The sequence below is a fragment of the Kitasatospora purpeofusca genome (assembly GCF_036010405.1).
Taxonomy (GTDB): Bacteria; Actinomycetota; Actinomycetes; order Streptomycetales; family Streptomycetaceae; genus Kitasatospora; species Kitasatospora purpeofusca.
On record NZ_CP108561.1, the window covers coordinates 8141097 to 8160281 of the forward strand.

The window sequence follows — 19185 nt, forward strand, 5'->3', positions numbered from 1 at the left end:
CTCCGAGGGCCGGTGGGGGTGGTGGCCGCACTGGTCGTGCTCGCCCCTGTGCTGCTGGCACACCCCGGTCAGCGTGCCGCCGCGCTCCTGTTGGCCGTCATGGCCGCCGGGGCGGTGCTGGTGGCCGCGGTGAGGTGGCCGAGCGGGCGGGTGACGCTCATCGGTGCGGTGAGCGGGGTGGCCGCCGCCTCGCTGCTGCTCGACCTGGTCTACCCCGGCCCGTACCGGCTGCCGGCCTTCTGGCTGCCGTTCGAGTGGGCGGCCCTGCTGATCCTGGCGGGCCGGGTGGTCCGGCGCGCCCGGGGCCGGTGGGCCGGGCCGGCGGGTGCCCTGGCCGTCACGGCGGTGGTGGTTGTGCCGCTGCGTTTCACCGTCCGGACCCCGAACGGTGGTTGGACCGCCTCCGTGCTGGCGGTCCTGACCTCGGGGGTGCCGCTGGCCGTCGTGGTCGGCGCGAGTCTGTACCTGCGGGTGCTGGACGCGCGGCGCGAGCGCGCGGTGGCGAAGGCGCGGCGTGAGCAGCGTCTGGAGGTGGCGCGGGGGTTGCACGACTTCGTGGCGCACGAGATCACTGGCATCGTGCTGGAGGCCCAGGCCGGTCAACTGCCGGGGGACCATGGACCGGAGGAGACGGCGGCGCTGCTGCGGCGTCTGGAGGAGGCCGGCCTGCGCGCGCTGGACTCGATGGACGCGATGGTGGGGGCGTTGAGGGAGCCGCACGAGGACGGCGACAACGGCGGCGGGGACGGCGGAGCGGACTCGCCGGGCGCGATCGGGGTCCCGGCTGGCGCGACTGGCGCGACCCGGGTGTACGGGCTGGCCGACCTGCCGGAGCTGGTGGGCCGTTTCGACCGGACCGGTCCGACCCGGGCCCGACTTGAAGGTGCGCGGGAGGCCACGGGTCTGCTGTCGCCGGAAGCGGAGGGCGCCGCGTACGCGGTCGTGCTGGAGGCGCTGACGAATGTGCGACGGCACGCACCGGGGGCCGCAGAGGCGGTCGTCCGGGTGGAGACCGGAGCGGCCGAGGGCGGGGCGGGCGCGGTGGTACGGGTGTCGGTGAGCAACGACGGCAGGGCGCCGGGCGGTGTTCGTGGGTTGCGTCGCCTTCGAGATGGTGGCGGAAGCGGTCTGCCGGGCCTTGCGGAACGCCTCGCTGTGCACGGTGGGACCTTGGAGTCCGGACCGCTGGAGCCCGCTCCGTTGCGGCCGCTGGGTTGGCGGACGAGCTGCGAACTGCCGGTTCGCTAGGCCGAACGGCAGGGGCGCGGGGAGAAATCGGCCGTAGAAGGGTGCCGTTCGGCAGATGGCAGCGGCCCGGTGAGCGGCGATGCTCGTAGTCGTGATCGACCGTGTCCCGCGTCAGAAGGAGGGCCCGCCATGGCCGCCGCACCCGCCTCGGTCTCCACCGGTCGCACGGTGACCGGACGTCAGGACGTCAAGGGGGCAGGGTTCGCCCGAGTCCCGTCGTGCGAGACTTCCGTGCGTGACGAGTTCGAACCCGGAGCCCATCCGCACCCTGATCGCGGACGACCAGGAAGCTGTCCGCCGGAGCGTGCGGCGGATCCTGGAGGCCCAGCCCGACATCACCGTGGTCGGGGAGGCGGCCGACGGGGTCGCCGCGCTCGAACTCGCTGCGGAGCTGCGCCCGGACGTCGCGCTCGTGGACATCCGGATGCCCAGAATGGACGGCCTGGAGCTCACCAGGCGCCTGGCCGGTCCGGGGGCGGTCACGCCCGTGCGAGTGGTGGTGCTGACCACGTTCGACCTGGACGAGTACGTCTATCCGGCGCTGAGGTACGGGGCTTCCGGGTTCCTGCTGAAGCGGTCAGGTCCGGCCCTGCTCGCCGAGGCGGTCCGGGCGGCGGCGGGAGGGGAGAGCCTGATCAGCCCGGCGGTCACCGTGCGGTTGCTCCAGCATGTGACCGCACCCCGGAGGGTGGACCGCCGGTCGGCCCCCGCCGCGCCGTTGACCGAACGCGAGGTGGAGATCGCCGGTCATGTCGCGGGCGGCCGGACCAATGCCGACATCGCCGCCGAACTCTTCATCTCCCCCGGCACGGTGAAGACGCATGTGGCAAGCATCCAGCGCAAGCTTGGCGTGCAGAACCGGGTGGGCATCGCCGTGCACGCGTGGGAGATGGGGTACGCGGTGTCGACCGCACCGTAGCGATGGGACCGTTGCCGGACCACCGGCGGATCGGCGCGGAATGTCCGGCCGGTGAGGGGTCCGGCCGGACATGCGGAACCTGCGAGGTGGGGGTGGCCTCCGGACGTCCCGTCCTCCGGCCAGTAGTTCGATCGTCGACCGAGGTACCAGCGGCAGACCCTGATCCGTCTCGATCTGTCGCCACTGCCTCCTGCGGTCGAACCTCCTCGGCTACCTCGCAGGTCCACCACCATGATGCGCCTCAGGTGGCCGTCGCACCAGGGGCATCCGGGAAAAATTCCCACAAATCAGACAATTTTCCGATTCTGGTCGCGCTGCCCCGGTCGGTCGGGCGCTCAGGTACGGAGCGCGTCCTTGCGGAGGAACCGCTTGAGGCGCTGCCACGGCCAGGTGTTGATCACGTCCTCGGCGGTGAGCCATGCGCGCTGGGCAGTGCCGATCCCGTACCTGGGATAGGCGAGGTGGGGGGTGGCGTGCGCGTCGCTGTCGATCGAGAACTTCACGCCGTGGCGCTTGGCCCGGAGCACGTCCTCGTCCCGCAGATCGAGGCGCTGGGGCGAGCTGTTGATCTCGATCGCGGTCCCGGTCCGGGCGGCAGCGGCGAAGACGGCGTCCAGGTCGACGTCGATCGGCCCGCGTCGGCCGATCCGGCGGGTGGTGAGATGGCCGATGATGTGCACGTGCGGGTTCTCGCAGGCGCGGATCAGCCGACGGGTCTGGGCGTCCCGGTCCGCGCCGAAGTGGGAGTGGACGGAGGCCACGCAGACATCGAAACCGGACAGGAACTCGGCCGACCAGTCGACGGTGCCGTCCGGGCCGATGTTCAGCTCGGTGCCGTGCAGCAGTCGCATCCGACGGTGCCGCTCGGCCAGTTCGCGCAGCTGCTCACGCTGGGCGAGCATCTTCTCGTCCGTCATCCGCTGCATCACCAGGTCGGGGGCATGGTCGGTGACCGCGTAGTACGCGTAGCCGCGGGCGGCCGCGGTGTCGATCATCTCCTCCAGGGTGGCCAGCCCGTCGGTCAGGTCGGTGTGGGTGTGCAGGTCGCCGCGGAGGTCCGTCTCGGCCACCAGCTCCGGCAACTCGCCGCGCAGGGCCGCCTCGATCTCACCACGGTCCTCGCGCAACGGCGGCGCGATCCAGGGCAGGCCGAGCGCCGCGTACACCTCCTCCTCGCTCGCCGACACGATCTTCTCGCCGCCCTCGGCGTCGAACAGCCCGTACTCGGAGAGCTTCAGGCCGGCCCGCACCGCCATCGTCCGGAGCTTGATGTTGTGCGCCTTCGAGCCGGTGAAGTAGACCAGGGCGGCTCCCCAGTCCTCCTCCGGGACCACGCGCAGATCGACCTGGATCCCGTCCGTGGTGCGGATCGAGGTCTTGGTCGGCCCGGTGCCGATCACCTCGGCCGTGTAGGGGAGCGCCGTGAGCGCGGCCATCAGGGGTGCCGAATCCTCGGCGGTGGCCAGGACGTCGATGTCGCCGACCGTCTCGCGCATCCGGCGCAGCGAGCCCGCGTACGCGCAGCGGGTGCACCCCGGCACGGCCGCGAGTGCCGCGACGATCCGGTCGGCCAGCGCGGTGGCGGCGTCCAGCAGCGTCCGGCCGCCGGACTGCCGGATCAGTTCGATGCCGTGCAGGATCTTCTCGCCGCTGCGTTCGCCCAGGCCGGGGACCTCGCTCAGTCGGTCGGCGCGGATCGCCTCGGCGAGTTCGTCGACGGAGGCGATGCCGAGGTCGCGGTAGAGCGCGAGCGCGCGCTTCGGTCCCACGCCGGGGACGGACATCATCGCGCGCACTCCGGTCGGGATCTCGGCCCGGAGCGTCTCCAATGCCTCGATCCGCCCGCCGGAGAGGTACTCGGCGATTTTTTCGGCGGTGGACCTGCCGACCCCGGGGATCTGCTGGAGCCCCTTCACGTCCAGGCCGTCGATGTCCGCGGGGTGACCGCCGACCGCTCGGGCGGCCTTCTCGTAGGCGCGGGCGCGGAAGGCGTCGCCGCCGGTGATCGAGATCAGATCGGCGTACTCCTGCAGCAGCTCCCTGACCTTGTCGTTGAGCCGGGCCATGGGGTCAGTCTAGGTTCGCCGGTCGGATCGGGCCGGGTGTCCGCGGGCGTCCGTCGGCTGGAGCGGGGGAGTCGCGGCAGGTGCGCGGAAGGGTTCGGCGGGCCGAGACGGGGGCGCGTCCGGACCGGCGCGCGCCGGTGTGGTGCTCCCGCCGGTTGCCGGAGGGTGGCCCCGCTGGTCGGCGGGGTAGCAGCGGCTGGTGTGGCACCGGGGCCGGATTGTCACCCGGGCGGCGGGGGCGCAGGCTTGGCGCAGGGCCGGGGAAGCGGCCCGCACCGGTCCGCCACGGCGTGGCGGTCCGGGTCCGAGAGGGACGAGGGGCAGGACGATGGCTGGCGGGAAGCTCTGGGGCTACGTCGCGTCGGGTGCCCGGGTGCTGGGCGGGCTCGGCCCGCTCGGGCGGTCCGGGGCGCTGGCGGGCGCGCGGTTGCTCAAGGGCGTGGGTGGGGGCGGCCGACCGGAGCCGGACCGGCCAGGGGCGATGATCGCCGCGCCGATCGGGACGGTGGGTGCCGGGAGTCCGGGGCGGTCCGCGGTCGGCGGCATGGCCGGGCCGCAGCTGTTGTCGCGGCCCGAGTTGGAGCGGTTGCGCTGGATCGACCGGGCCGGCGGCTGTGTGCCGGACGCGAGGCACGTGCAGGTGGCCGAGGTGGTCGGACGGGTGCTGCGGGGCGGTGGCCGGGGAGCCTCGGTGGTGGTGCGGCTCCCGGTGGGGCTGCCGGTCGTGATCGCGGACGCCCCGCGGCTGGAGGCGGCCCTGGCCGGGCTGGTCGATCACGCGATCCGCCGCAGTCCGACGGGGGCCAGGGTGCTGGTCCGGGCCGATCCGCTGCCGGGGCCGGACGGTCTGCTGGGTGCTCGGGGCGGCGTCGGGCCGGGAGGGGTGTTCGGCCGCAGGGCTGCCGGGAAGGGCTCCCTCGGCAAGGGGGCGTTCACCGGGGGAGCGTTCGGCGGGTCCGAGGCGTGGACGGCCGATCCCGCCCGGGTCGAGCTGAGGGTGGTGGACCGGGGGGCGTCGGAGCCGCCGGACGCCCGTCGGTGGCTGCTCGCCGGGATGTACGGCGAGCCGGGCATCCCGGGTGCCGGCTGGGCGCCGGGCGGCGGAATCGGCGGTCCGGGCAGTGGCGGCGGGAGCGGTTGGGCCGTGGGCGGTGCGGGGGAGGCGACCGCCCCCCGGCGGGGGACGGGCGGGCCGGAGCCGGTCGGGCCGTCGATATCGGCGCTGGTGCGCGCGGCCGGGGGCAGGCTGAGGGTGGAGCAGACGGCCGGGGGCGGACTCACCCTGGTCCTGGTGCTGGCTGTCGCGCGGGACTGAGGCCCGGCCCGGCCCCCGTCCCCGGTCGCGGCCGGCGACCTCCGGTCCTGCGGTGGTGCGCGGCCCCTGCTCGAAACCGCAAAGGGTTCTTCGCAAAAACCCTTTGCGAAGAACCCTTTGCGGTTCTACAGTACTGCCATGACCGATGACCGCCGGTGGCCGCACAGTCCGGAGCCGCAGACCGATGTAGTGATCGATGCCAAGGGCCTGCGGGCCCTGGCCCACCCGGTGCGGGTGCAGCTGATCGGGCTGCTCCGGAAGAACGGCCCGTCCACCGCCACCAAGCTGGCCGAGCAGTTGGGGCTGAACTCGGGAGCGACCAGCTACCACCTCCGCCAGCTCGCGGCGTCCGGCTTCGTCGCCGAGGACACCGAGCGCGGCAACGCCCGGGATCGCTGGTGGAAGTCGGTCCACCAGGTGACGTGGTGGACGGACAGCAGCCTGGCGGAGGAGGACCCGGAGGCCGCGCTCGGCTATCTGCGGTCGATCGTCGCGGCCCACACCCTCACGGCACAGACGGCGCTCAATGCCTACGAGACGATGACGCCGGAGTGGCGGCAGGCGATGGACTTCAGCGACATGGTGCTCCAGCTGACCCCGGAGGAGGCCCGGGATCTGGCCCGGGAAATGTCGGCGGTGGTCGCCCGTTACCGCCGCATCGACCCGGGAGGTCCCGTCCCCGAGGGAACGGACCGGGTGGCCGTGGTCGTCCAGGTGCTTCCCGAGCCGCAGAGCATCGACGACGACACGTCGGAGGACCGGACATGACCTCGGACGCCACGATTCCGCCCCGGGTGCCGTCGCCCGGGTCGACGACCGCGACCGTCGACGGCCCGGCCACCGAGGGCCCGGCCGCCGGGCCGCGCAGCTTCCGGCCACTCGTCGGAGTGCTGACGGCGATGGCCGTCTCGCTCACCGGAACCCGGGTCTCGGCGATCGCCCTGCCGTGGTTCGTGCTGGCCACGACCGGCAGCGCCACGATGACGGGAGTCGTCGCGTTCGTCGAGCTGGCGCCGTATGTGCTCGTCAAGGTCTTCACCGGCCCGGTGATCGACCGGCTCGGTCCGCGCGTCGTCTCCTGGACGACGGACGCGGTGAGCGCCGTCGCGGCGGGCCTGGTCCCTCTGCTGCACGCGTTCGGCCTGCTGCCGTTCTGGCTCCTGCTGGTCATGGTCGCCATGATCGGTGCCGCCCGAGGCCCGGGGGACTTGGCCAAGGAGGTCATGGTCGCCGAGGCGGCCGACCGGGGCCGGATCCCGATGGAGCGCGCCACCGGTCTGTCCGGGGTGACGGAGCGGCTGGCCACCACGATCGGTCCGGCGGTCGGCGGCGGGCTGATCGCCCTGCTCGGCCCGATGGCCGGTCTGACGGTCAACGCGGTCGCCTTCGCACTCGGTTCGCTGGTGATCGCCGTCGCGCTCCCCCGGGGGATGGGCCGCGCGGCCGCTGCGCCGGAGGCCTCCGGGTCGACGACCGCGCCGACGGGAGGCGGCGCCGCAGCCGTCGACGGGGACCGGCCGGTCGGCTACTGGCGCATGTTCCGGGAGGGATTCGCCTTCCTGCGGGGCGAGCCACTGCTGCTGACCGTCATCGTGACGGTCGCGGTGACCAACCTCCTGGACGCGGCGTTTCTCACGGTGCTGGTGCCCGTCTGGGCCCGGGAGACGGGCGGCGGCCCGGCCGCGATCGGTCTGACCGGGAGTGCCTGGGGGATCGCGGCGGTCGTCGGCAGCCTGATCGCGGCGGTGGTCGCCCACCGGCTGCCGCGCCGGACGGTGTTCTTCGTCGGCTTCCTGCTCGCCGGTGCCCCACGCTTCCTCGTCCTCGCCATGGACGTGCCGATGGGACTGGTGGTCGCGGTCTTCGTGGTCAGCGGCTTCGGCGGTGGCTTCCTCAACCCGGTCCTCGGTGCCGTCCAGTTCGAGCGGGTGCCCCGCCACCTGCTGGGCCGGGTCAACGCGCTGGGCGACTCGCTCTCGTGGGCGGGGATCCCGTTGGGCGGCCTGCTCGCCGGCGCGGCCGTGTCCATGGTCGGGCTCATACCGGTGCTGCTCGCGTGCGGCGGTCTGTACATCGCCACCACCGCCCTGTCAGGCCTGCGGCCCGAGTGGCGGGAGATGGACCGCAAGCGGGGCCGTGCCTCACGGCCTGACGGCCTGACGGCCTGACGGCCTGACGGCCTGACGGCCTGACGGCCTCACGGCCTCACGGCCTCACGGCCGGGCAGCCCCCGGCCACCCGGCCAGCCGGATGCCCCCCGCAGGACGACCGGACGACGGGACGCTCCCCGGTCACGGGCGCACGGGCTACGAGTTCCGGGGGCGAGGGGCGGGAGGTGGTGAGGCCGTCCAGCGGAGGAGAAGGACGGAGGCGAGGGCGGCGAGGGCGCACCAGGTGGAGACGAAGGCGAGTTGCCAGAGGAGGGCACAGACCAGAGCGCCGATTCCGGTCAGCAGGCCGAGACGGCGCAGGCGGCGGTCGCCGCTGAGGAGGAGCGAGCCCACGGTGGCGAGGAGATAGCCGGCGAGAAGGAGGGCGGGGTACGGGGCGCCGAGGCTGTAGGCGAGCGTGTGGGCATAAGCGGTGGCGTCGACCGGATGGGTGGCGACGGTGTGGGCCAAGGGCACGGCGACGAGGAGGCCGAGTACCACCAGTCCGGTCAGCAGCCTCCGCCGAGGGCGGTCGACCCGGGCGGCGCAGCGGACGCCGATCGGGACCAGGAGCGGGAGCAGGGGCAGGGCGATCACCGCCCAGGCGGTGCGGCCCAGCCGGCCGGTGCGGCCGGCAGGTCGCCGTCGGTGCCGAACCAGACCGCGGCCTCGATCAGCTGGTGCACCCCGAGGACGAGCGGGAGAGCGGCGAGCGGCAGGCGTTCGGGTCGGCCGGCGCGGTGGGCGCGCACGAGGCAGAGCACGCCGACGGCGGTCACGGCGCTGCCGACGACGAGGTCCGCCTGGGCGCTCCAGCACATGAGGTCTCCGGTGGTCGGCGGGTCGGTCGGTCAACGGTCCTGAGGGCCGGCGATCAGCCGGTGCCGGTGGTGCCTCCGGTGCCAGGGCCGGCGCTGGGGCCGGCGCTGGAGCCGGGATCGGGGGCGTCTTCGGTGGAGGCCTCGGGCGGGCGCTCGGCCGGACCTACCGGCTCCGGACTGCCACCGCTGCCGCCGGTGCCACCGCTGCCGCCGCTTCCGGTGCTGCCCGGCAGGGCGGGGTGGCGGCCGATCACCACGACACCGATCACGATGGCGATCAGACCGATCACCTCCCAGGCCAGTGCGCCCGGGGTGACCCGGAGGCGGTCGCCGAGGAAGCCGACCGCGCAGGCGATGCCGGAGATCGGCTGCGCGGCGGTCAGCGCGGGGAGGGACATTCGCAGCGGTGCGGCCTCGAACGCGCTCTGCACCAGCAGCAGGCCGACCACACCGGCCACGACCACGGCGTACGGCTGCCAGCTGCGCAGGACGGCGTCCAGTCCCTGATGGTCGAGCCGCTGGGTGGTGGTGCGGGTGAGCGCGTCCTGGAGCCCGTAGAGCAGGCCGGCGGCGAGCGCGAGCAGGGTCGCCTCCTCGAACAGCGGCAGTCGGCGGGCGAACGAGACCAGCAGCAGGGTCAGCCCGACCACCGTCCCGATCACCAGCCAGTGCCGCAGTTCGCTCGCCGGCGGGCCTCCGCCGGTGGGGCGGCCGGCCACGATGAACACCGTCACGCCCAGTGCCAGCAGCACCACCCCGGCCCAGCCGGAGCGTCCGAGCGTCTGGCGGGTCAGCACTCTGGCGAGCGCCATCGCGAAGATGAGGTTGGTCGCGAGCAGCGGTTCGACCAGCGAGACCTCGCCCTGGTTGAGGGCGAGCGCGGAGAGGATCAGCCCGATGACCATGAATCCGGTGCCGAGCAGCCATTCCGGCATCCGTAGCAGGTCCAGCAGCAGACGCCAGCGCAGCAGGTCGGCACGAGGGGCCCGCTGTGCCGCGTGCTGCTGGAGGACGAAGCCGAGGCCCAGGAAGCAGGCGGCACTCAATGCCAGGAGGAAGACCGCCACGGATGGACCGCCCGATGGTTGCCGACCGCGCCGCACCGCCGGGCTCCGGGGCCTCGACGGGGTGCGCCCAGGCGGGTTCAGGTGTTCCGGAGCAGGGTTTCCGCAGCATTGGCGCGCTGTGGCCAGCCTACCGCCGGGGTGGGGCGCAGACCCTCGCAACGGCCCGGGCGTGGCGCCGGGCCCGTCGCCTGCGGGCTGCCTCCGGCGCCCCCGCCGCTTCCGGGCCGCCTCCGGCCCCCGCCGCCTGCGGGGCCTGCCCCGGGTCCGCTTGCCGCTCCTGTGCCGACGGGCGCACGCTGGTGTGAGCGGCCGCCACGGGAGCACTGCCCGGGCCGGCCCGAGCGGGCGCGACGTGCGCCGGCGCCAGGAGGTGTGGCATGCACAACCAGTGGGATGTGGAGCTGAGCTTCGAGGAGGACGGCGTTCACACCGGATGCCAGGCGAGGCTGACGGGCGCCAGGGCGCCGGGTCTCACGGCGCACGGGGAGGCGACCAAGAGCGGGGAGGACCGTCCGCTCGCCAGGATCGGCGAGGAGGTCGCGGCCTCCCGGGCTCTGGAGGCACTCTCGCGCAAGCTACGGGCACAGGCGACCGGAGAGATCGACGACGAAGGGCACCGCCCCGGGTACCTGATCTATTGAGCGGGGCCCACTGACCCGTTCGGGCGAACGGCCGGGACACGGCTGCTGTCACAGGCTCAGCAGCAGGTCCCGGACCGCGGCAGGCCGCGACAGGAACGGGTGGTGGCCGGCGTCGAGTTCGACCACGTTGCCGGCCCGGCGGGCGAAGTCGCGTTGCAGCCGGGGCGGAGTACCGAGGTCCTGGGCGCAGACGAGGTAGGTCGAGGGCACCTGCTGCCAGGCGGCCGCGCCGACCGGCTGCGTGATGACGTGCGTGCTCTGCCGGGCGAGGTGGTGCGCTGCCCGCACTTGGTCCTCGGGGGCGCAGTCCTGGAGGAAGGTGTCCACGAGCAGCTCGGGCCGAACGCCGAAGGTGCCGGTGGCGGGATCGACCTCGAGGAAGGGGGCGGGGCCGTCGTCCCCGAAGTCCGACAGGCTCTGCCCGATCTCGGGAAGGTAGCTGGAGACCAGCAGCAGATGGCGCACGGATCCGATCCCCGCGGCGGCCTCCGCGGTGACGATTCCGCCGTAGCTGTGGGCGACCACGACGGTCGGCCCGTCGTCGGCCTGCAGCACCCGCCGTACCGCCGCCACGTCCTCGGGCAGCCCCGGGCCGTCGGCACCGGCGGTCAGGCCGGCCTCGCCGCAGCTCGGCAGCTCCGGGGCCACGCTCGGCACCCCGCGTTCCCGCAGCAGTCCGGCGGTTCGGTGCCACCACCACGACCCGTCCCGCACGCATGCCCCGTGCACGAACACGACCCTCATCGCCACCTCCGTGTCGACCTCGACGGTTTCCGCCGACCATGCTCGCTCGCTTGCCCGGCGGAGGCCACCGCCACCGGCCCGGCGAGCGCCCTGACGGACGCGACTGCCGGGACACCTCGGGGCGCGGGGCAGGAGAGAGGCACGGGTGCGACGGCGGCAGTCCTCTCCCCACGCGTGGCGGGCCGCCCTTGAGCGGGTGTGCGACTTGTCCGCGGTAGTCCCGGTCCGGGTGAGGAACCTGTGCGGCCGGTCCCGGAACGCGGTGGTGGTCTTCCTGTCGACCTTTCCTGTCGACCCTTCCTCGCGGCGTTGGACCCGGTGGGCAGCGGCGTCGGACCGGCTGTGCCGAGTGGCGGGGTGGTGGCGAGTATTGGCCGGGGTGGGTGGGGGAAGGTGGGGGTAGGGGTGGGGTTCTGGGCGTGTTCAGGGACTCCGGGGAAGGGGCGATGAGGTGGAGCCGTCGCAGACGCCGACGCAGCTGATCCGACTGCTGCGCGGGCTGACGTCCGAACTCGACCTGTTCGGTGCCGAGTTCGCCGCGCGGAACGGCTTGCATCCGACGGATCTGCGGGGGCTCGTCCATCTGCTCGATGCCGGGCGGTCCGGGGCTGTGGTGACCCCGGGGCGGCTCGGTGCGGCGTTGGGGTTGAACTCGGCCGGGACGACGGGGCTGGTCGACCGGCTGGAGCGGTCGGGGCTGATCCGGCGCGAGCGTGACGAGGAGGACCGCCGCAAGGTCCGGTTGCTGGTGGAGGAGCGTGCGGTCGAGCTCGGCGAGGCCTTCTTCGGCGGTCTGGTCGCCGATCTCATGGCCGCGATGGGCGCTTTCGGGGAGGCGGAACTCGCCGTGGCGCGAAGGTTCCTGGTGGCGATGACCGGCGTGGTGGCCTCGGCCCGGGCGGAGTAGGGGGACCGGCTACGCCGGGCCGAGCGCCCAGGCGACCAGGGACAGGGTGGCCATCGAGACGAGCGTCGAGGCGAGCACGGAGTCCCGGGCGAAGACGGCGCCGTGGTTGTACTCACGGGCGTAGGTGAACACGTTCTGCGCCGTGGGCAGCGCCGAGAACAGCACCACGGTGAGCAGTTGGTGGGGCGGCAGGTCGAGCACGAGGGCGCCGACCGCCCAGGCCGTCAGCGGCTGGACGATGTTCTTGATCGCGACCGCCGTCCCGACCTCCAGGTAGCGGGAGGTGCCGGAGACCTCGGGCGGGTGGCAGATCGACAGGCCGAGCGCCACGAGGGCGGTCGGCACCGCGGCACCGCCCAGCAGTTCGCAGGAACGATTCAGCTCGGCCGGCGGCCGCCAGCCGGTCGCCGAGAGCAGGACGCCGAAACCCACCGCCAGCAGGATCGGATTGCGCAACGGCAGGGTGAGCGCCGCCCGCAGGCCCGCCCGGCCGGAGTCCAGCACGGTCAGCACCGCAGGGGTGACCACCAGGATCTGGAACAGCACCACCGGGCCGACGAAGGAGGCGTCGCCGAGGACCTGCACCGCCACCGGGATGCCGAGGTTGGCCGAGTTGACGTACCCGGCGGCCATCCCGCCGAGCGTCCGCTCCGGCAGCGCTCGGCCGAACAGCCGGTACGAGGCGAACAGTCCGAGCCCGCCCGCCACCACGGTGCTCGCGGTGAACGCGAGCATGGAGGGGTTGGCGAACCGGTCCAGCGGTGTACGGGCGATCATCAGGAACAGGGCGGCGGGCATGGCCGCGTGGAAGACGAACCGGTTCAGCACCTGCTCGGCCTGGTCGCCGAGCAGTCTGCTGCGGCCGAGGACGTAACCGACACCGGTCAGGGCCCAGATCGGGGCGAAACCGGACAGCAGCGGGTGCAGGCTGGGCATGGCTTCCTCGGCGCAGTTGTCGGAGTGGTCGTCAGTGCGGCCGTCAGGGCGGTCGTCGGCATGCTGGTCGGGCGGACGGCCGTGGATCCTGCCGCCCGCGGTGGTGGGACCTCGGAAGTCAATCAGTCGCCCGCACACCGTCGATGGGCAGGCCCCCGCGCGGTCGGCCGGGTCGGGTGCCTACGATGGGTGGCGTGGACTACCTGAGCCTGGCCGAGGTCGAGCGGATCGCCCGGAACGCGCACGCGGGACAGACCGACAAGAACGGGCACCCGTACGCCGAACACCTGGCGGCGGTCGCCCACGGGGTGGCGGCGCGGGGCGGCAGCGCCGAACAGGTCGCGGCCGGCTGGCTGCACGATGCCGTCGAGGACGACGCGCTGACCCGCGAGTGGCTGGCCGAAGCCGCGCTGAGCGACACCACCAAGGCCATCGTGGACGCGCTCACCAAGCGCCCCGGCGAGCCGCTGGAGGAGTACACCGCACGCATCCTCGCCACGCCGGGCGCCCTCGTCGTCAAGCGGGCCGACCTCGCCCACAACTCCGACCCGGCCCGGTTGGCGAGCCTCGACCCGGCGACCGCCGAACGGCTGGCCGCGAAGTACCGCCGTACCCGTGAACTGTTGGGCCTGGCAGCGGAGTCCGACTGACGCCGCTGCGCACTCGGTCCGGCCCGCGCCGGGGTCGGCCGCCGTTCGGCGCGGGGGCGTCGGGCGCGGGGGCGTCGCGCACGGGGGCCACGGGGACGAAGCGTCCGAACGGGTCCCCCTCCCCCGCGCGGTGCATCGACGAGCAGCACGCGGAAGCGGTCGAGCAGGGCCGCGTTCCGGGCGTCCGCCGCGAGGTCGAAGAGTTGCTCCCAGCGGGTCTCCACCACCACCTTCTCCTGCGGCTCCGGTGCGAGCATTCTGCGCTCGGCCGAAGGCGAAGGAGTCGCACCGGCGGGCCCCGTCCGGTCGGTCGGGCCTTCGGGGCCGGTCGGGCCCGCGAGGTCGGGCGGCAGTGGGACTCCGGTGAGGTCGCAGAGCGTGGGCAGGAGGTCCTCGCCGACCGGGACCAGCCGCTCGCTCACCTCGCCCGCGGCGACACCGGGGCCGCCGGGCGCTTCGGGCTCGGGCAGTTGCCACGAGCCGGTGTACCCGCAGTCGTAACCGGCCTCGGCGAACACCCGGCCCGGAGCCGGCTCGGAGGCGGCCCCGTCCGCAGTGGCTTCAGTGCCTCCGGTGGCACTGGGCAGCCGACCGGTGAGCAGGCCGTCCGGGACGGTGCGCAGAGCGGCTGGGCGCAGTACGCCCGGCGGTAGCGGGCTCGGGCGGTGGCCAGCGCGTCGGTCGTCTGCCGGCCGGTGTGCGCGAGCGCCCGGGGTGCCGACCGCGGTCCAACGCGGTCCAAGGCAGTCCAACACGGTCCACCTGGGGTGAACAGCCACCGGCGGTTTCTGTCACACCAAGAAATACTCGGGGGAACGGCCCCAGGCAGGGCAGGGCAGCGCGCCGACCCGGCTCAGCGCGTGATGAAGGTGGCCCCGTCGGCGAGCCGGACGGCGGCCGAGGTCGCGCCGACCAGTTCGGTGGCGGTGGCCGGGACCGTCACCAGTTGCGGCAGCACCGGCACCCGGCCCTGGAGGCGGGACTCGATCGCGGGCACCATCCCGCCACCGCTCTCCCGGAGCAGCCGTCCGCCCAGGGCGACGAGTTCGGGACCGAGGACGCTGATGGTCCGCGCCACCAGCAGGGCCAGGTCGTCGGTGAACTCGTCCACCAGGCGCACCGCCGCCGGCACGCCCTCCCGGGCCAGCCGGAACAGTTCGGCGACCCGCTCGGACGAGGTCCCGGCCACGGCCAGTCCGGCCTCGGTGATCCGCAGGTCGACGGCCCGGTCACCGATCCGGGCCTGGGTGTCGCCGGTGCGCCCGGCCGGACGCTCCAGGGCCCGGGGGTCGGTCATCAGGTGGCCGAGGGCGCCGGCCGAGCCCAGCCGCCCCCGGTGCAGCCGGCCGCCGAGCACGATCCCGGCGCCGACCTCGATCCCGATCGTCACGGCGACGAGGTCGCTCACGCCCGCGCCCGCCTCGCTGTGCTGGACGGCCAGCGCGACCAGGTCGACATTGCTCTCGACCGCCACCGGCACACCCAGCCGCTCCTGGAGCGGGGCGCGCAGCCGCAGCCCGGGCCAGTCCAGTACCGGCGCGAACTCCACCAGTCCGGTGCCGCGGTCCCGGACCGCCCCGGGCACCCCGACCACCAGGGCGCGTGGGGTGCCCGCGTGGCGCGCGGCCCAGCCGTGCAGGCCGTCCACGAGGGCCAGCAGTGGTCCGGTGAGTTCCTCGGCGGACGGTTCGCGGGTGCGGTCGGGGCCCAGTGCCGGCGCCCACGGCCGCTCGGCCTCGTGCAGCACCCTGCCGTGCAGGTCCGTGACCACGCCGACGACGCGGCGCGGTCGCAGCGCCACGGCCAGCACGGTCTGCGCCCCGGCGTTGTAGCGGATCAGCTGCGGCGGCCGGCCGCCGCTGGACGGCGCGCGCTCGGGCTCCACGACCACCAGCCCGGACGTGCGCAGCGCCTCGACCAGGCGGTGCACGGTCGCGGTGGACAGTCCGCTCTCGGCCGCCAGCCGTTGCCGGGAGAGCGAGCCGTTGCGGCGCAGTACCTCCAGCAGCACGGTCTGGTTGACCTGCGCCACGGTCCGGGTGGTGGCGGTCGCCGGGCGCGGGGGCTTGGGCACCGGGTGCTCCTCGAACGGGGCGGGGCGGGGCCGGGCACGGCCCGAACGGTGGCGGGACTTCGTCTCGGCCCGAATATATCGGCTGGGCACGACACGGTGGGCGGACACACGACCGGTGGGAACGGCAGATCGGCGGCAACGGAAGAACGGCAGAACGGCGGCAACGGCAGAAAGGAGGAGAGGAGCAGGAACGGCCGAAGGCCCGGCCGCGCGGATCGCGCGCGGCCGGGCCTCGGTCACCCCGGTGGTCCCTGTCCGACCCCGGGGTGAGGGGGGACAGTTGGTCCGGATGCCGTCGCCGTGGAGGATTCCTCGGGTCGGCTTAGTACCAGTGGTGGTTCTGCCAGAAGGTCCAGGCGGCGTTCGGGCTGCCGTAGCGGCTGTTCATGTAGTCCAGCGCCCAGCGGATCTGGGTGTTGGCGCTGGTCTTCCAGTCGGAGCCGTGGGTGGCCATCTTGGAACCCGGCAGCGCCTGCGCCAGGCCGTACGCACCCGAGCTCGGGTTGGTCGCGGTCACGTTCCAGCTGGACTCGTGGGAAATGATCTGGTTGAACGAGGAGAGCTGGTTCGCCGGCACGATCTGCGCGGCGATGGCCTGCGGGGAGGCGGTCGCGGCGGACGCGGTGGCGGGCACGACACCGGCGCCGATGGCGGTCAGACCGGCGGCACCGGCGAGAAGAGCGGCGGAGGTACGCATACGAAGCTTGAAAGTGGGCATGAAGAACAAGACCTCAATCAGGTTGGGCCGGTGCTCGCCCCGCCCGGACCGTGGCCGGACAGGGGCCTAACGGTCGCGGGGCGCGCACCGGCAGTAGTTCGTGAAGAGCCGCACTCCGGTGGGACAGGTACCGGGTACGGCTGGCGACGAGAGCCATTGTTGGCAGACGGGATCGGCCATCGCCAAGACCCCTCCGCTACGACGCCGCGTCGTAGCGATCTCGCGCGCCGTCGATTCGAAGGCCGCCCGCAGGCGCTTCTGACCTGCGCCGATTCCGCGTCCGCACCGCACCGGCCGTGAGCACTACCGGCCGTCGTGCCGACGGATTCCTTGTGAGCGCACTCACCGTTTGAATGCCGCCCCCGTCACCCAGGGCCGCGCCGTCGGCACGCCACGTCGCCGTTGATCTGAGACCGGCACCACAGGGCCACGGTTCGAAGGCCGCCGCCTTCGAAGCCCGGCCTCCGGCCTCAGAGGACGAGGTCGCCCAGGCGGCGGTGGCGGGCGGTGCGGGCGGCGAGGCGGTCGGACGTGGGAGTGGCCGCGAGGGTGGCGAGGGTGGTGGAGACGGCGTGGCCGAGGCGGGCGCAGAAGGCGGCGGGCTCGTCGGCGGCGTCGGGAAGCTCGGGGATCACGGTGTCGACCAGGCCGACGGCGGCGAGGTCGTGGGCGCCGATGCCCTGGGCGCGGGCGAGCTCGGGGGCGTGGGAGCCGTCGCGGTGCACGATCGCGGAGGCGCCCTCCGGGGGGAGCGGGGCGAGCCAGGCGTTGCCGGCGGCGAGGACGCGGTCGGCGGGGAGCAGGGCGAGTGCGCCGCCGCCGGAGCCCTGGCCGAGGAGGACGGCGAGGACGGGGGTGCGCAGGGAGAGCAGGGTGGTGAGGCAGTGGGCGATCTCCACGGCCACGCCGTCCAGCTCCGCCTGGACGGAGAGTTCGGCGCCCGCCGTGTCGACGACGGTGACGAGGGGGAGGCCGAGCTGTTCGGCGAACCGGGCGGTTCGGCGGACGGAGCGCAGATCGGCGGCAGTGAAGGGGCGTTCCTGGGAACCGGCCCGGCGCTGCTGGCCGACGACCACGGCGGGTTGGCCGTCGAGGACGGCGAGGGCCCGGACCAGGGCTCCGTCGCGGCCGCCCGGGGAGTCGAGGAGGACGAGTTCCTCGGTGGTGCGGCGCAGCAGTTCGCGGGTGCCGGGGCGGTCGGGGTGGCGGGTGCGGAGGACGGCCTCCCAGGCGTCGGGGCGGTCGGCGGGGGTCGGGGGGACGGGAGTCGGAGGAACGGCGGAAGGGGAGGGCAGGGCGCGCCGCGTGAGGACGGCCAGGGAGCGGCGAAGCACCTCGCGCAGTTCCTCGGGCGCGACCACGGCGTCCACCAGGCCGCGTTCGGCGAGGGTCTCGGCGCGCTGCACGTCGGGCGGCAGCTGGACGCCCCGCAGCTCCTCGTACACGCGCGGGCCGAGGAAGCCCAGACGGGCGTCCGGTTCGGCGAGGACCAGGTGGCCGAGGGTGCCCCAGGAGGCGAACACCCCGCCCATGGTGGGGTTGCGCAGATAGGTGAGGTAGGGCAGTCCGGCCGCCCGGTGGGCCTGGACGGCGGCGGTGATCCGCAGCATGCACAGGAACGCCGCCGACCCCTCCTGCATCCGGGTGCCGCCGGAAACGGGGAGGGCGACCAGGGGGAGCCGGGCAGCGGTGGCCTGTTCGACGGCCCGGGTGATCCGCTCGGCCGTGGCCACACCGATCGACCCGCCGAGGAAGCCGAACTCGGAGGCGATCAGGGCCGCTTGCCCCCCGCCGATCCGGCCGATGCCGGTGACGACCGCTTCGTCGATGCCGGTCCGCTCCCGGGCGCGGGTCAGGCTCGCCCGGTACTCGGGGTCGCGCGGCTCGGTGGTCACCGGATCGTCCCAGCTCACGAAGGAGCCGGGGTCGACCAGCAGTCCGATCAGCTGATGTGCCGTGAGGGACATGCTCAACTGCTCCACCCCATCGTCCGGTCCGTGTCCGTGCCGAGGAAGATCACCATAGGGGGCGGGGAGAGTGCGGTGGGGGATTGGGCGCCGGGTGTGAGGAGGCCGACAGCCCCGGGGGAGGCCGCGGACGGGCCGCGCTCCGTGGGCCGCGCTCTGCGCCGGGCCGGTCAGGCGGTCAGGCAGTGAGCCGGTGAGCCGGTCAGCGGGCGGCGGCGAGCGATTCGACCCGGGCCTCGTCGTAGCGCAGGGCGACCAGCCGGGCGAGCGCCTCGTGGGTGCCGAGCGGGGCGCTCGTCCAGTGGGCGCCGGTGGCGGCGGCGCGGTCGGCGAAGAAGCCGGGGGCGAGCAGATGGGTGGCGACGGCGACATGGCGGTGGCCGGCGGCGTGCAGGGCGGCGACCGCCTCCCGCGGGCTCGGGCGGGCGGCGGACAGATAGGCGGGGACGACCTGGCTGCCGTCGCCGAGGCGGTCGGCGAGCAGCTCGGCCGTCCGCGCGGTGTCGGAGTTGGCGGCCGGGTCGGAGGAGCCGGCCGCCGCGAGGACCACCGGCCCGGCGCCGGCCGGGCGACCGGCCGCGGCGAGGCGGTCGGCGAGCGCGGCGGCCAGCAGTGGGTGGGGGCCGAGCGCCCGGGCGAGCGGAAGGCGGGTCAGCCCGGCGGCGGCGAGCGCCCCGGGCAGGTCGACCCGCAGGTGGTAGCCGCCGCCGAGCAGCAGTGGGACCAGTACCGCCGCTCGCCCGTCCAGTGCGGCGAGCGCCTCCGGCAGGGTGGGCCGGACGAGGTCGAGGAAGCAGCAGCGGACGTCGAGGCCCGGGCGCAGCACCTGGACCCGGCTCAGCAGCGCCCGGTTGGCGGTGACTCCGGCGGCGGAGCGGCTGCCGTGCGCGACCGCGAGCAGGACCGGTCGGCTCCCGTCCGACGGACGCCGCGTCCCGGTAAGCGTCACAGTCCCCGCCCCC

Annotated in this window: 18 protein-coding genes; 8 read left to right on the top strand and 10 right to left on the bottom strand. The window is 74.2% G+C overall.

The window, feature by feature from the left end:
* Window positions 1-21 precede the first annotated feature (21 nt).
* The gene (locus OG715_RS35525) at window positions 22-1248 is read left to right on the top strand and encodes a sensor histidine kinase (RefSeq protein ID WP_266273172.1); all 1227 of its coding nucleotides are present in this window, start codon (window positions 22-24) and stop codon (window positions 1246-1248) included.
* A gap of 235 nt (window positions 1249-1483) precedes the next feature.
* Window positions 1484-2167, top strand: a complete 684-nt coding sequence (locus OG715_RS35530; protein WP_266273170.1) for a response regulator — start codon at window positions 1484-1486, stop codon at window positions 2165-2167.
* Between the two features lie 335 nt (window positions 2168-2502).
* On the opposite strand, the gene polX is transcribed toward OG715_RS35530, so the two are convergent.
* The gene (gene polX, locus OG715_RS35535) at window positions 2503-4233 is read right to left on the bottom strand and encodes a DNA polymerase/3'-5' exonuclease PolX (protein WP_266273169.1); all 1731 of its coding nucleotides are present in this window, start codon (window positions 4231-4233) and stop codon (window positions 2503-2505) included.
* Window positions 4234-4561: 328 nt separating this feature from the next.
* Between polX and OG715_RS35540 the strand changes: the two genes are divergently transcribed.
* The 3 genes from OG715_RS35540 (at window position 4562) to OG715_RS35550 (ending at window position 7716) form a co-directional block, all read left to right on the top strand.
* Window positions 4562-5548 (top strand): histidine kinase, encoded by a 987-nt coding sequence (locus tag OG715_RS35540; RefSeq protein ID WP_266273168.1) that lies wholly within the window; start codon window positions 4562-4564, stop codon window positions 5546-5548.
* Window positions 5549-5686: 138 nt separating this feature from the next.
* Window positions 5687-6316 carry a helix-turn-helix domain-containing protein gene (locus OG715_RS35545; protein ID WP_266273167.1) on the top strand — a complete coding sequence of 210 codons (630 nt, stop codon included), beginning with the start codon at window positions 5687-5689 and terminating at the stop codon, window positions 6314-6316.
* Window positions 6317-6447: 131 nt separating this feature from the next.
* The gene (locus tag OG715_RS35550; protein ID WP_407661151.1) at window positions 6448-7716 is read left to right on the top strand and encodes an MFS transporter; all 1269 of its coding nucleotides are present in this window, start codon (window positions 6448-6450) and stop codon (window positions 7714-7716) included.
* Window positions 7717-7854: 138 nt separating this feature from the next.
* Here the strand turns inward: OG715_RS35550 and OG715_RS35555 are convergent, their stop codons facing one another.
* Genes OG715_RS35555 through OG715_RS35565 form a run of 3 tightly spaced genes read right to left on the bottom strand, consistent with a single transcriptional unit; the run spans window position 7855 to window position 9586 of the window.
* Complete coding sequence (locus OG715_RS35555; protein WP_323182210.1) at window positions 7855-8295, bottom strand: DUF6629 family protein; 441 nt, start codon at window positions 8293-8295, stop codon at window positions 7855-7857.
* Window positions 8292-8519, bottom strand: a complete 228-nt coding sequence (locus OG715_RS35560) for a DUF6629 family protein (protein ID WP_323182209.1) — start codon at window positions 8517-8519, stop codon at window positions 8292-8294. The genes OG715_RS35555 and OG715_RS35560 overlap by 4 nt, the downstream gene beginning before the upstream one ends.
* A gap of 53 nt (window positions 8520-8572) precedes the next feature.
* Window positions 8573-9586 carry a DMT family transporter gene (locus tag OG715_RS35565; RefSeq protein ID WP_266273165.1) on the bottom strand — a complete coding sequence of 338 codons (1014 nt, stop codon included), beginning with the start codon at window positions 9584-9586 and terminating at the stop codon, window positions 8573-8575.
* A gap of 377 nt (window positions 9587-9963) precedes the next feature.
* Here OG715_RS35565 and OG715_RS35570 point away from each other — a divergent pair, with 377 nt between their 5' ends.
* Window positions 9964-10227, top strand: coding sequence for a dsRBD fold-containing protein (locus OG715_RS35570; protein WP_266273164.1), 264 nt, complete (start codon window positions 9964-9966; stop codon window positions 10225-10227).
* Between the two features lie 48 nt (window positions 10228-10275).
* On the opposite strand, the gene OG715_RS35575 is transcribed toward OG715_RS35570, so the two are convergent.
* Entirely contained in the window at window positions 10276-10971 is a 696-nt protein-coding gene (locus OG715_RS35575; protein WP_266273163.1) for an alpha/beta fold hydrolase, read from the bottom strand.
* A gap of 451 nt (window positions 10972-11422) precedes the next feature.
* Between OG715_RS35575 and OG715_RS35580 the strand changes: the two genes are divergently transcribed.
* Window positions 11423-11878, top strand: coding sequence for a MarR family winged helix-turn-helix transcriptional regulator (locus OG715_RS35580; RefSeq protein WP_266273161.1), 456 nt, complete (start codon window positions 11423-11425; stop codon window positions 11876-11878).
* A 9-nt stretch (window positions 11879-11887) separates the two neighbouring features.
* Here OG715_RS35580 and OG715_RS35585 read toward each other — a convergent pair whose 3' ends face one another.
* The gene (locus tag OG715_RS35585; RefSeq protein ID WP_266273160.1) at window positions 11888-12814 is read right to left on the bottom strand and encodes an AEC family transporter; all 927 of its coding nucleotides are present in this window, start codon (window positions 12812-12814) and stop codon (window positions 11888-11890) included.
* Window positions 12815-12999: 185 nt separating this feature from the next.
* Between OG715_RS35585 and OG715_RS35590 the strand changes: the two genes are divergently transcribed.
* Complete coding sequence (locus tag OG715_RS35590) at window positions 13000-13464, top strand: HD domain-containing protein (RefSeq protein WP_407661056.1); 465 nt, start codon at window positions 13000-13002, stop codon at window positions 13462-13464.
* An 853-nt stretch (window positions 13465-14317) separates the two neighbouring features.
* On the opposite strand, the gene OG715_RS35595 is transcribed toward OG715_RS35590, so the two are convergent.
* From OG715_RS35595 to OG715_RS35610, 4 genes are all read right to left on the bottom strand, one after another.
* Complete coding sequence (locus tag OG715_RS35595) at window positions 14318-15538, bottom strand: ROK family transcriptional regulator (protein ID WP_266273158.1); 1221 nt, start codon at window positions 15536-15538, stop codon at window positions 14318-14320.
* A gap of 322 nt (window positions 15539-15860) precedes the next feature.
* Window positions 15861-16235, bottom strand: a complete 375-nt coding sequence (locus OG715_RS35600; RefSeq protein ID WP_266273157.1) for an aggregation-promoting factor C-terminal-like domain-containing protein — start codon at window positions 16233-16235, stop codon at window positions 15861-15863.
* 491 nt (window positions 16236-16726) lie between these two features.
* Entirely contained in the window at window positions 16727-18223 is a 1497-nt protein-coding gene (locus OG715_RS35605; protein ID WP_266273156.1) for a carboxyl transferase domain-containing protein, read from the bottom strand.
* 202 nt (window positions 18224-18425) lie between these two features.
* On the bottom strand, window positions 18426-19172 hold the full coding sequence (locus OG715_RS35610) for a sirohydrochlorin chelatase (RefSeq protein ID WP_266273155.1): 747 nt from the start codon (window positions 19170-19172) through the stop codon (window positions 18426-18428).
* Window positions 19173-19185 lie beyond the last annotated feature (13 nt).